Annotated in this window: 12 protein-coding genes and 1 pseudogene; 12 read left to right on the forward strand and 1 reads right to left on the reverse strand. The window is 71.5% G+C overall.

What is annotated here, in order from left to right; genetic code table 11:
- Nucleotide 1: 1 nt before the first annotated feature.
- The 7 genes and pseudogenes from OHB21_RS25160 to OHB21_RS25190 all read left to right on the forward strand — a co-directional run bounded on the left by OHB21_RS25160 (nt 2) and on the right by OHB21_RS25190 (nt 6,356).
- Entirely contained in the window at nt 2-472 is a 471-nt protein-coding gene (locus OHB21_RS25160; RefSeq protein ID WP_067506960.1) for a hydrogenase maturation protease, read from the forward strand.
- On the forward strand, nt 472-714 hold the full coding sequence (locus OHB21_RS25165; protein ID WP_067506956.1) for a HypC/HybG/HupF family hydrogenase formation chaperone: 243 nt from the start codon (nt 472-474) through the stop codon (nt 712-714). The genes OHB21_RS25160 and OHB21_RS25165 overlap by 1 nt, the downstream gene beginning before the upstream one ends.
- Nucleotides 711-2,987, forward strand: coding sequence for a carbamoyltransferase HypF (gene hypF / locus OHB21_RS25170; protein WP_067506953.1), 2,277 nt, complete (start codon nt 711-713; stop codon nt 2,985-2,987). The genes OHB21_RS25165 and hypF overlap by 4 nt, the downstream gene beginning before the upstream one ends.
- 16 nt (nt 2,988-3,003) lie before the next feature.
- Nucleotides 3,004-3,288, forward strand: a pseudogene (locus OHB21_RS25175) (HypC/HybG/HupF family hydrogenase formation chaperone); the annotation flags it as partial.
- A 98-nt stretch (nt 3,289-3,386) separates the two neighbouring features.
- Entirely contained in the window at nt 3,387-4,499 is a 1,113-nt protein-coding gene (hypD, locus tag OHB21_RS25180; RefSeq protein WP_067506942.1) for a hydrogenase formation protein HypD, read from the forward strand.
- A complete protein-coding gene (gene hypE, locus OHB21_RS25185) occupies nt 4,492-5,565 on the forward strand; it encodes a hydrogenase expression/formation protein HypE (RefSeq protein ID WP_067506939.1) in 1,074 nt (357 codons plus the stop codon). Before hypD ends, hypE begins: the two co-directional genes overlap by 8 nt.
- A 32-nt stretch (nt 5,566-5,597) precedes the next feature.
- Nucleotides 5,598-6,356, forward strand: a complete 759-nt coding sequence (locus OHB21_RS25190) for a DUF6390 family protein (protein ID WP_267898911.1) — start codon at nt 5,598-5,600, stop codon at nt 6,354-6,356.
- Between the two features lie 84 nt (nt 6,357-6,440).
- Here OHB21_RS25190 and OHB21_RS25195 read toward each other — a convergent pair whose 3' ends face one another.
- Nucleotides 6,441-6,776, reverse strand: coding sequence for an ArsR/SmtB family transcription factor (locus OHB21_RS25195; protein ID WP_067506936.1), 336 nt, complete (start codon nt 6,774-6,776; stop codon nt 6,441-6,443).
- A gap of 74 nt (nt 6,777-6,850) precedes the next feature.
- On the opposite strand from OHB21_RS25195, the gene OHB21_RS25200 reads away from it, so the two are divergent.
- The 5 genes from OHB21_RS25200 to OHB21_RS25220 are packed head-to-tail and all read left to right on the forward strand — an operon-like array spanning nt 6,851 to nt 11,858.
- Entirely contained in the window at nt 6,851-8,464 is a 1,614-nt protein-coding gene (locus OHB21_RS25200; RefSeq protein WP_407675259.1) for an ABC transporter substrate-binding protein, read from the forward strand.
- Nucleotides 8,461-9,498 carry an ABC transporter permease gene (locus OHB21_RS25205; RefSeq protein ID WP_407675018.1) on the forward strand — a complete coding sequence of 346 codons (1,038 nt, stop codon included), beginning with the start codon at nt 8,461-8,463 and terminating at the stop codon, nt 9,496-9,498. Before OHB21_RS25200 ends, OHB21_RS25205 begins: the two co-directional genes overlap by 4 nt.
- Nucleotides 9,491-10,315, forward strand: a complete 825-nt coding sequence (locus tag OHB21_RS25210; RefSeq protein WP_067506930.1) for an ABC transporter permease — start codon at nt 9,491-9,493, stop codon at nt 10,313-10,315. Before OHB21_RS25205 ends, OHB21_RS25210 begins: the two co-directional genes overlap by 8 nt.
- Entirely contained in the window at nt 10,312-11,238 is a 927-nt protein-coding gene (locus tag OHB21_RS25215) for an ATP-binding cassette domain-containing protein (RefSeq protein ID WP_067506927.1), read from the forward strand. The genes OHB21_RS25210 and OHB21_RS25215 overlap by 4 nt, the downstream gene beginning before the upstream one ends.
- Nucleotides 11,232-11,858 (forward strand): ABC transporter ATP-binding protein, encoded by a 627-nt coding sequence (locus tag OHB21_RS25220; RefSeq protein WP_195125851.1) that lies wholly within the window; start codon nt 11,232-11,234, stop codon nt 11,856-11,858. The genes OHB21_RS25215 and OHB21_RS25220 overlap by 7 nt, the downstream gene beginning before the upstream one ends.
- Nucleotides 11,859-11,869: the final 11 nt, after the last annotated feature.

An 11,869-nucleotide genomic window follows, 5' to 3' on the forward strand; every position in this document is an offset into this window, starting at 1 on the left:
GATGAGCGCACGCGTGCTCATCGCCGGGATCGGCAACATCTTCCTCGGCGACGACGGGTTCGGACCCGAGGTGGTGCGGCGGCTGCCCGCCGATCTCGGCGGCTCGGCGCGGGTGGTGGACTACGGCATCCGCGGGATGCACCTGGCCTACGACCTGCTCGAGCCGTGGGACGCGCTGATCCTGGTGGACGCGCTGCCCGACACCGGCGAACCCGGCCGCGTCGAGGTCATCCGGGCCGAATCCGGCGGCGGCGCGGCGGGACTCGACGCGCACGCCATGAACCCCGAGGCCGTCTTCGCCGCCGTGCGCGCGCTCGGCGGACAGATGCCGCGCACCGTGGTGGTCGGCTGCCAGGTCGAAACCCTCGCCGAGGGCATCGGTCTCAGCGACACGGTGGCCGCGGCGGTCGGCCCCGCGGCCGACGCTGTGCGCGCGCTGGCCGCCGAACTCGCCGTCCCCCAGGAGGCGTGATGTGCCTCGGCATCCCCGGACAGGTCGTGGAGATCCCCGACGGGTACCACGGCCAGATCGCCGTGGTCGATGTCGAAGGGGCGCGCAGGCAGGTGAATATCGGCCTGCTGGAAGACGATCCGGCCCGGCCCGGGGATTGGGTCATCATCCACATGGGCCTGGCGGTGGAGAAGACCGACGCCGAGGGCGCGGCTCGGGCGTTGTCGGGGTTGAAACTGCTGGGGCGGGGTGAGGTTCCGTGAGTGCGCGGGTGCGCCGCCGCCTCCGTGTGCGAGGCGTGGTGCAGGGCGTGGGTTTCCGGCCGTTCGTGTACACGACGGCGGCCGAACTGGCGCTCACCGGCACCGTGGCCAACGATCCCGACGGCGTGCTCATCGAAGTCGAGGGCGCACCGGCCGCCGTGGACGAATTCGCCAGGCGGGTAACCGAACAGCCGCCGCCGCTGGCCGTGGTGGCGTCGGTCGAAGCGCAACCGATCGAGGTGCGGGGCGGTACGGGGTTCCGGATCGCCGACACCGCAGGGGGTTCCGGCCGCACGCTGGTGTCCCCGGACGTCGCGATCTGCGCGGACTGCGCGCGCGAATTGCGCGACCCGGCCGACCGACGCTATCGGCATCCGTTCGTCAACTGCACCAACTGCGGGCCGCGCTTCACCATCATCGCCGGGCTGCCGTACGACCGGGAGCGCACGTCCATGGCGGATTTCGCGATGTGCGCGCGGTGCGCGGCGGAGTACGCCGACCCTGCGGACCGGCGGTTCCACGCGCAGCCGGTGGCGTGCCCGGAATGCGGGCCCACGGTGCGATTCTTCGAGGCTGCCGAGTCGACCGCCAACACTGCCGATCCGATCGCGGCGGCGCGCGTATTCCTCAGCGGCGGAGGCATTCTCGCGGTCAAGGGCATCGGCGGCTACCACTTGGCCTGCGATGCGGACAACGACGAGGCCGTACGCACTCTTCGAGCGCGAAAGCGGCGCGGGGACAAGCCATTCGCCGTCATGGTCGCCGATCTCGACACGGCCGCCGAACTCGTGCGGGTCGACGCGACCGCCGCCGCGTTGCTCTCCGGCGCGCAGCGCCCGATCGTCCTGCTGCCACGCGGAAGCCGTTCCGTCGCACCGTCCGTCGCCCCCGGCAACCCCGACCTCGGCGTCATGATCGCCTACACGCCCCTGCACCTGCTGCTGTTCGGCCTGCCCGGCGACCCGCCCGGCCCGCGCGTCCTGGTCATGACCTCGGGCAACCTCGGCGGCGAGCCCCTCTGCTACGAGGACGCCGACGCCCGCACCCGGCTGGCCGGGCTCGCCGACGCCTTCCTCACCCACGACCGGCGCATCCTGGTCCCCTGCGATGACTCCGTGGTGCGCGTCCTCGACGGTGCGGAACTGCCGGTCCGCCGCTCCCGCGGCTACGCACCGCTGCCGCTCGCGCTGTCGTTCCCGGTGCCGCCCACCTTGGCCGTCGGGGCCGACCTGAAGAACACCTGCGCCGTCGCCGAGGGCCGCTACGCCTGGCTCAGCCAGCACGTCGGCGATATGGACGACCTGGCGACCCTGCGCGCGTTCGACGCCGCCCACACCCACCTCGAGGAACTCACCGGCGTGCGCCCGCGCCGTCTCGTCGCCGACGCGCACCCCGGCTACCGCTCCACCGCCTGGGCCCGCGACCACGCGGGCGACCGGCCCGTGCAGACCGTGCAGCACCATCACGCCCACATCGCGGCCGTGATGGGTGAGCACGGGCTCGCGGTGCACGACACGGTCCTCGGATTCGCCTTCGACGGAACGGGTTACGGCCCCGACGGCGCGGTGTGGGGCGGGGAGATGCTCGTCGCCGGATACAAGGGATACCGGCGGATCGCGCACTTGCGCTACGTCCCCCTCGCGGGTGGCGACGTGAGCGTGCGCAGGCCCTATCGGATGGCGCTGTCGCACCTGCGCGCCGCGGGCATCGACTGGACTCCCGAGATTCCCTCCGTCGCCGTCTGCCCCGAATCCGAAAGCGCCGTGCTGGCCCACCAATTCGAGACCGGGCTCGGCTGCGCGCCGACCTCCAGTATGGGCAGGCTGTTCGACGCCGTGGCGTCGCTGGCGGGCGTGCGCCACGTCGTCGACTTCGAGGCCCAGGCCGCCATCGAGTTGGAAGGCCTGGCCCGGCGCGAGACCTGTTCGGGCGGTTACCGATTCGCCTGGCATAACGGCGATCCGGCGGCCGTGGACGCCGCACCCGTGATCGCGGCCGTGGTCGCCGACGTCACGGCGGGCGTCGCGCCCGGCGTGATCGCCGCCCGATTCCACCACGCCGTCGCCGATCTGGTCGCCGAGACGGTGCGCAGGCACGCGGCACCGCACCTGCCGGTCGCCCTGTCGGGCGGCGTCTTCCAGAACGCGCTGCTGCTCACCATGACGCGGGAGCGGTTGCGCGGCGACGGTATCCGCGTCCTCACCCATCGCCGGCTGCCACCGAACGACGGCGGACTCGCGTTCGGTCAGCTCCTGGTCGCCGGCGCGGGATGAACGGAAGGAGAAGACCATGTGCCTTGCGGTACCCGGCAGAGTGCTCAGCGTCGACGAACGCGACGGCACGCTGATGTCGGTGGTCGATTTCGGCGGCGTCCACAAGGACGTGTGCCTGCAGTACATCCCGGACGTCGCCATCGGCGACTACGTGGTGGTGCACGTCGGATTCGCCATCCAGCGTCTCGACGAGGAATCCGCGCTGCGGACCCTGGCCGAGTTCGAACACCTCGGCGTGCTGGCCGAGGAATTCGGCGACGGGTTCGCCCTCGCCGCCGCCCAGGCGGGCGTCGCGAATCCCGCCGCACCGCCGGAGGACGCGAAGCCCTCCGCCCCACCGCGACCCGGCGACGCCACAGCCCAGGCGTCCGGCCGCGCCACCGACCGGGAGGCCACGACATGAAATACCTCGACGAATTCAGCAACCCCGAGCTGGCGCGACGCCTGCTGGAACGCATCCGCTCGGCCACCAGCAGACGGTGGGCCATCATGGAAGTCTGTGGCGGGCAGACGCATTCGATCATCCGCCACGGGATCGACCAGTTGCTGCCCGACCGGATCGAGATGATCCACGGCCCCGGCTGCCCGGTCTGCGTCACACCGCTCGAGGTGATCGACAAGGCACTCGAGATCGCCGCCCAACCCGGGGTGATCTTCTGCTCGTTCGGCGACATGCTGCGGGTGCCCGGCAGCCACAAGGACCTGTTCCGCATCAAGAGCGAGGGCGGCGACGTGCGCGTGGTCTACTCGCCGCTGGACGCGCTGCAGGTGGCCAAGGCCAACCCCGACCGGCAGGTCGTGTTCTTCGGCATCGGCTTCGAGACCACGGCCCCCGCCAACGCCATGACCGTGTATCAGGCCAAGCGCCTGGGCATTCCGAACTTCTCGCTGCTGGTCTCGCACGTGCTGGTGCCGCCCGCGATCGCGGCCATCATGGAGTCGCCGGACTGCCGCGTGCAGGCCTTCCTCGCGGCCGGACACGTCTGCACCGTGATGGGCACCGGTGAGTACCCGCCGCTGGCGGAGAAGTACCGAGTTCCCATGGTGGTCACCGGATTCGAGCCGCTCGACATCCTCGAAGGCATCCGCCGCACCGTCGAACAACTCGAAGCGGGGCGCCACGAGGTGGAGAACGCCTACCCGCGCGCCGTCGCGGCGGAAGGCAACCCGGCCGCGAAAGCCATGCTGGAGGACGTCTTCGAGGTCACCGACCGCGCGTGGCGGGGCATCGGCGTGATCCCGCGCAGCGGCTGGCGACTGTCGGACGAGTATCGCGAGTACGACGCCGAGCACCGGTTCCGCGTCGGCGACCTGCACACCGCCGAATCGAGCGTGTGCCGTTCGGGCGAGGTGCTGCAAGGACTCATCAAGCCGCACGAGTGCTCCGCGTTCGGCACGCTCTGCACGCCGCGAAACCCGTTGGGCGCCACTATGGTCTCCTCGGAGGGCGCGTGCGCCGCCTACTACCTGTACCGGCGTCTGGATCTGCCCGCGGAGGTCGCTCATGCGTGAGGAGAGCACGCCGCCCACCATCGATATGGACGGCTGGGTGTGCCCGATGCCGCTGCGCGACGCGCCGAACATCGTCATGGGGCACGGCGGTGGCGGCGCCATGTCGGGCGAGCTGATCGAGCACCTCTTCCTGCCCGCGTTCGGCGCGGCGGCCGACGCCGGGATGGGCGATTCGGCCGTGCTCACGCTCGGTGGGGCGCGGCTGGCCTTCTCCACCGACTCGTTCGTGGTGAAACCGATGGTGTTCCCGGGCGGGTCCATCGGCGATCTCGCGGTGAACGGCACGGTGAACGACCTCGCCATGTCGGGCGCCCGGCCGATGGTGCTGTCGACCGCGTTCATCCTGGAGGAGGGCACGGCGCTCGCCGAGATCGCGCGGGTGGCCGAGGCGATCGGCACCGCCGCGCTCGCCGCGGGCGTCACCTTGGTGACCGGCGACACCAAAGTGGTGGACAGTGGCCACGGCGACGGCGTCTACGTGAACACCGCCGGGATCGGCCTGGTGCCCGACGGGGTGGACATCGGTCCGCGCCGGGCGCGGGTGGGCGATGCGGTGCTGGTGAGCGGCGAGATCGGGCTGCACGGCGTGGCGGTGCTGAGCTGCCGCGAAGGGCTCGAATTCGGCACCACCGTCCTCAGCGACACCGCGCCGCTGCACGGCTTGGTCGCCGCTATGCTCGCCACCGGAGCCGATGTGCACACCTTGCGCGACCCCACGCGCGGCGGTGTCGCGGCCGCGCTCAACGAGATCGCGGGCACCTCGGGCGTGGGCGTGTCGCTGGACGAGCGCACGCTGCCCGTCCCCGACGGGGTGCGCGACGCGTGCGGTCTGCTCGGGCTCGATCCGCTGTACGTGGCCAACGAGGGCAAGCTGGTCGCGTTCGTGGCGGCCGGCGACGCCGAGCGCGTCCTCGCGGCGATGCGCGATCATCCGCTCGGCGCGAAGTCGGAGATCATCGGCACCTGCGTGGCCGAGCATCCCGGCATGGTGGTGGCGAAGACGGCGCTCGGCGGGACCCGGGTCGTGGACCTGCCCGCCGGCGAACAGCTACCCCGGATCTGTTGACGGCGAAGGGATCACGGCATCGGGAGCGAGCGGTGAACACCAAGATCGAGGCGCGCGACGGCGTGGACATGTTCGCGCGTTACGCCTACGCCCCCAACCACCTCGGCTTCTGCGGGCCCGCGGACACGACGGCGCTGCGCGATGGCGACGCCGAGCGGGTGCGTGTGCTCGCGCGCGGCTTCTCCGGCGCGTGGCCGTATCTGTGTGTGCTGGCGCGGCTTACGGGCATCGCCGATCCGCTGGACAAGCGGCTGGTCGAATCGTACTGGCTTGGCGGGGGAGTGGGCGCGGAGCTGGATCGCGGTGAATTCCTCACGGCCCTACTGGATCTCATCGGGCCCGTCGCGGGGAGCTACTGGTCGCACCTCGGCCCGGAGCTGGTCGCGGAGGCGGCGGCCGATCACGCCTTCCACGTGTTCGCGGTGTATCCGTGGAGCCGGTTGCTGACCACCCGGGCACCCGAGAAGCCGCGGGAGATTCTCGACAACTGCCGCATCACGCCCGCCGAAGTGGTGGCGCGGGAGGGATCGACGCTCACCGTCGCCTTCCGGCCGCTGCGGTGGGACGGTGCGGAATTGACGCTGGCGGACGAGGTTTCGGCCGAGGTTCCGGTGACGATCGACGGCTACGCGGCCCTGCCGGACACGGCTCCCGGCGATCTGGTGGCGTTGCACTGGGGTCACCTGTGCGGCAGGCTGACCCGTGCGCAAGCGGATCGGCTCGTCGGTGAGACGGAGGATCGGTTGCGGGTGACGAGTACGCGATTGGCGGTGGGGCGCGCTCGGGCGTGACTACTCGCGCCGCCTCCTTCATCAGAATCAATATCCGAAAAGCAATGTAGTCGTAGGGTATTCAGTGATGAGCTTCGACGCGGCTCACGGATGCCGGGCGCCGATGGCGTGCAACGCCTCGTGGATGACCGGATCGGTCAGCCGGTAGGTGACCGAGCGACCGACGCGCGTCGCCTCGACGCAGCCCTCGTGCCGCAGTAGGCGCAGGGCCTGGGAGATCGCGTTCTCGGAGCGGCCGGTGGCGGTGGCCAGCTCGCCGACGCTGATGCCGGGCCAGCGGTGCAGGCACAGCAGGATCTCGAGGCGGTTCGGATCGGCCAGCAGGCCGAAGCGGCGCGCCCAGCCCCGCACGTCGACATCGCGCAGTGCATGCTGTGCGCTGTCGACCGGTGATCCCGTCAACGATCGCGGCTCTCCCATGGTGCTTTCGAGCCTAGCCGGATGTGATCTGGAGCACTATCATCTGTCTATCTGAACAGATGAATAAGTGGGTGATGCCGATGCGGCACTCGTCGAGGGCTGCGGTCCTGTTCAGCGTGGTCTGCGCGGTCGTCGCCGCGGTGACATCCTGCGGGCCCGGCCCGTCCACAGAGGCCGACGCCCTGGTGCTCGCCGACCCCTACGAGCTCGGCGGCTACAACCCGATCGCCGGATACGGTCCGGCCGGTGAGGGACGGCTCTACGAGGGGCTGCTGAAACTCTCGGGCGGCGAAGGGCTGCCGAGCTTTGAGCCGCTGCTCGCCACGGCCGCACCCGAGCCGAACACCGACGCCACGGTGTGGACCGTGCCGCTGCGCGCGGGCGTGCGCTTCACGGACGGAACGGATTTCGGCCCCGACGACGTGGTGGCCACCTACCGCGCGCTGCTCGACCCGGCGTCCGCCTCGGAACTGCGTTCCTCGTTCGAGATGATCGAGCGCGTCGACGCGGTGGACCCCGCGACGGTGCGGTTCACGCTGCGTTACCCCTACGCCGCGTTCCCCACCAAACTACTGATCGGCATCGTGCCCGCCGAATCCGTCGCGACACCCGGTCCGGCCGCCGAATCCCCGCTCAACACCGAACCAGTCGGGACCGGACCCTACCGGTTGACCCAGCTCACGCCCGACCGCGCGATCTTCGAGGTCAACGAGAACTATTGGGGCGCAACGCCGCAGGTGCGGCGGCTGACGCTGCTGCACGTCCCCGACGACAACACCCGGGCCCAGCGCATGGCCGCGGGCGAACTCGACGGCACCACCCTGCCGCCGCTGCTCGCCGCGACCTTCGCCGACCGCTCCGGCACGGCGGTGGTGGCGCACGAGTCCGCGGACTGGCGCGCGGTCTCGATGCCGGCGGCCGATCCGGTGGCGGGCGACCCCGCGATCCGGCGGGCGCTCAACCACGCCGTCGACCGGCAGGCCTTCATCGACGCCGTGCTCGGCGGGCACGGCCGCCCCGCGCACACTCCGTTCGCGTCGTTCTACGGCGCGGCCTACGACCCCGGCGCGGTGTTCCCCTTCGATCGCGCGCTCGCCGAACGCATTCTGGACGAAGCGGGTTGGCGCGCCGCCGCCGACGGTGTGCGCGAAAGAGGCGGCGTCCGAGCCGAATTCACGGTGATGTACAACGCGTCCGACACGTTGCGCCGGGATCTGGCGCAGGCGTTCGCCTCCGACGCGCGCCGGGTCGGCGTCGAAGTCGACCTCGAGGCGCTGTCGTGGGACCGGATCGAACCGCGGGTGACGTCGGACGCGATCCTGCTCGGCGGCGGCAGCGAACCGTACGATCCCGACACCCAGGCGTATGCGACGCTGCACTCGCCGTCGGCGGATCCGGGCGCGGGCAGCGTCTACGACAACGCGAGCCGCCACTCCGATCCCGAGATCGACGCGCACCTGGAACGGGCGCGGCGCAGCCTCGACCCGGACGAGCGGGCCGCCGCGTACCGGCGGGTGCAGGCCGAATACCTCGCCGATCCCTCGCTGGTGTTCCTGGTGTTCCTCGACCACGTGTACGTCGCGAAGGACAGCGGGTGGACCATGTCGGGCCCGGTGCTCGAACCGCACAGCCACGGCGTCGGATGGGGACCGTGGTGGTCCCTGCACACGTGGACGAGGCGGTCATGACCACCACCGCGACCCGCGCGCTCCAGGTCGAACCCGCGCCGCCGCGGCGGAGCCGGTTCCGCGGGCGCGGGGTGCCGAGGATGATCGGGCGGCGGGTGTTCGCGCTGGTGCCGGTGTTCGCGGCGGTGTCGGCGGGGTTGTTCGCGGCGGCCGCGGTGTCGCCGTTCGATCCGCTGGTCGGCTATCTCGGCGACCGTTACGAGTCGGTCGGCGAGGCCGACAAGGCGGCGATCACCGGCGAGCTGGGCTTGGAGGCCCTCTGGTACGAGTTGTACTGGCGATGGTTGAGCGCGCTGTTCACCGGTGACCTCGGCATGTCCCGCCGCTACGGGCAGCCCGTGAGTGACGTTCTGGCCGAACGCATTCCGTGGACGGTGCTGCTGGTGGTGCTGGCGCTGTCGCTCGCGGTGATCGTCGCGCTCGCGGTCGGCGTGTGGGCGGGCATGCATCGCGACGGGTATGTGGACCGCGCGGTCGCGGCGATCTGCGTTGTGGTGCAAGGGCTTCCGCCGTTCGTGCTCGGCCTCGCGGCGATCGGCGTGTTCGCCGTCGGGCTCGGCTGGTTGCCGCCCGCCGGGCTCACCGACGCCGGCGCGGATCCCGATGTCGGGCAGGTGGCGCGGCACCTGGTGCTGCCGGTGAGCGTGCTGGCGATCTCGCAGCTGCCGTGGCTGCTGCTCGCGGTGCGGGAGTCGGTGTCGTCCGCGCGCGGTGAGGATTTCGTGGCGGGCGCGGTGGCGCGGGGTGTGGACCCCGCGACGGTGACGCGTCGTCACATCGTGCCCATGTCGCTGGCTCCGTTCGTCACCATCCTCGGTGTGCGCCTGCCCGAGATCGTGGTCGGCGCGGTGCTGGTCGAGGAGGTGTTCTCCTGGCCGGGCATAGCGGGTGCGTTCGTCGGGGCGGCACGGGATCTGGACATGTCGCTGCTGGCGCTGCTGACCGTCGGCACCACGTGCGCGGTGTTGCTCGGCTCACTGCTCGCCGATATCGCCTGTGTGGCACTGGATCCCAGGGTGCGGGCCGATGAATGAGCGACGGCGGTTGTGGGTGGTCGGCGCGGTGCTCGCCGTCGTCGCGGCGTACGCGGTGCTGGTGCCGTGGTTGAGCGGGGTGGACGACCGGCTCACCGATTTCGCCGCGGCCAGGCGGCGACCCTCGGCCGAGCACTGGTTCGGAACCGACTCGGCTGGTCGGGACCTGTTCGTCCGGGTCGCCGCCGCCATCCGCACGTCGCTGATCGTGGCCGCCGCGGCGGCGGGCCTGGCCACCGTGCTCGGCGTGACCGTCGGCACCGTGTCTGCCCTGGTCGGCGGGCGTGTGGACCGGATAGTCATGCGGGTGGCCGACACCGCGAACGCGCTGCCGCACCTGCTGCTCGGCATTGTGATCGTCGCGATGTTCCGCGGCAACATGCTCGCGGTGGTGCTGTCCATCGGCCTCACGCACTGGGTGCAGGTCGCGCGCATCGTCCGCTCGGAATCGCTGAGCCTGCGCGAACGCGAGTACGTCGCGGCGGCTCGGCTCGCGGGCGCGGGCCGAGCGCATCTGCTGCGCACGCATCTGCTGCCCGCCGTCGCGCCGCAGGCGCTGATCGCCGTCGTCCTGCTGCTGCCGCACGCCGTCTGGCACGAATCCACCTTGTCCTTCCTGGGATTCGGGCTGCCGCCGCACGAGCCGAGTCTCGGCACGCTGCTCGAGGAAGCGCGGTCCTCGCTGCTGCTCGGCGGGTGGTGGACGCTGGTGTTCCCGGCGGGGGTGCTGGTGGTGACGACGCTGGCGGTGGCCGTGGGCGCGGCGTCGCTGCGGGCGATCGTGCTGCCGCCGAAACCGTCGAAGGCGTTGCGATGAACGGGCATTCGCGGGTGGCTGTGCGTGGCCTCGAGATCGAGCGGCTGACCGTGCGGATTCCCCGGAACGGGACGGTGGTGCACGCGGCGACCGACGTGTGTCTCACCGTGGCGGCCGGGCGGGTGATGGCGCTGGTCGGCGAGTCCGGTTGTGGGAAGTCGATTGTGGCGTCGGCCGTGACGGGTCTGCTACCACCCGGCGCGGTGGCGAGCGGGACGGTGGTGTTGCGAGTGGCGGACGGTGATCTCGACACGCTCACCACCGGCCTGCGTTTCCGGGGCAGGCACGTGGGGTTCGTGCCGCAGTCGCCGGTCACCCATTTCACACCGGTCCGGACCATTCGGTCGCAGCTGGACGAGGCGTTGGTCGCGCTCGGAACCGGTTGGACGGCAGCGGAACTCGTCGCGCGGGCGGGCCTCGCGGCCAGTGCTCTGGAACTGTATCCGCACGAACTGTCCGGGGGGATGGCGCAGCGCGCCGCCGTGGCCGCCGCGCTCGCCGGGGACCCGGAGGTCCTCGTCGCCGACGAACCGACCTCCGGCCTGGACAGCGCCCGCACCGATGACGTGCTGAACCTCCTGCGCACCTGCGCCGACGACGGCGCCGCCGTCCTGCTCATCACCCACGACCTCGCCGCCCTGCTGCGCACCGGGATCGCCGACACCCTCGCCGTGATGTACGCGTCCCGCCTCCTGGAACTGGGTCCCGCCACCGAAGTCCTCACCGACCCCTGGCACCCCTACACCCGCGACCTGCTCGCCGCGCTCCCCGAACGCGGCCTCCACCCCCTCCCGCACCTCTCCCCGGAACTGACCGACCTCACCGAACACGACTGCCCCTACACCCGCGGCCCCTCCGAACTGCGGATTGTCGGCAATCGCGCGGTGCGCGGCGGGGCGTGGACGGAGGGGGAATCATGCTGACGGCGACCCGGCTGTGCCTCGGCTATGGGCCGGGGGAGTCCGTCGTCGAGGGCGTCGACCTGACTCTCGCACCCGGCGATATCGTGGGTCTGACCGGCGAATCAGGTTCGGGAAAAACGACTCTCGTCCGCGCGCTGGCCGGGCTCATCGCGCCGCGCGCGGGTGCCGTCACGCTCGATGGCCGCGCCGTGGATCTCCGCCGTGCCGACATCGCCGTCGTCTTCCAATCACCCCGCCCCGCCACCAACCCCCGCCTCACCCTCGCGAGCATCATCGCCGAACCCCTCCGCATTCGCCGCGAACGCGCCGACCTCACCGCACTCGCCCGCGAGGTCGGCCTCACCCCCGACCTCCTCGCCCGCCGTCCCCACGAGGTGAGCGACGGCCAACTCCAGCGCGCCTGCGTCGCGCGCGCCCTCGCCCAGCGCCCCCGCTTCCTCCTCTGCGACGAACCCACCGCCATGCTCGACGCCGCCACCACCGCCGCCATCGCCCGCCTCCTGACCACCCGCGCCACCGCCGGTGACCTCGGCCTTCTCCTGGTGAGCCACGACCGCCCGCTCCTCGACGCCTGCCACGCCCACGTCCACACCCTCACCGCGGGCACCCTCACCACGTGAACGATCCGCCG

The sequence above is a fragment of the Nocardia puris genome (assembly GCF_036051655.1).
In the GTDB taxonomy this organism is placed as follows: domain Bacteria; phylum Actinomycetota; class Actinomycetes; order Mycobacteriales; family Mycobacteriaceae; genus Nocardia; species Nocardia puris.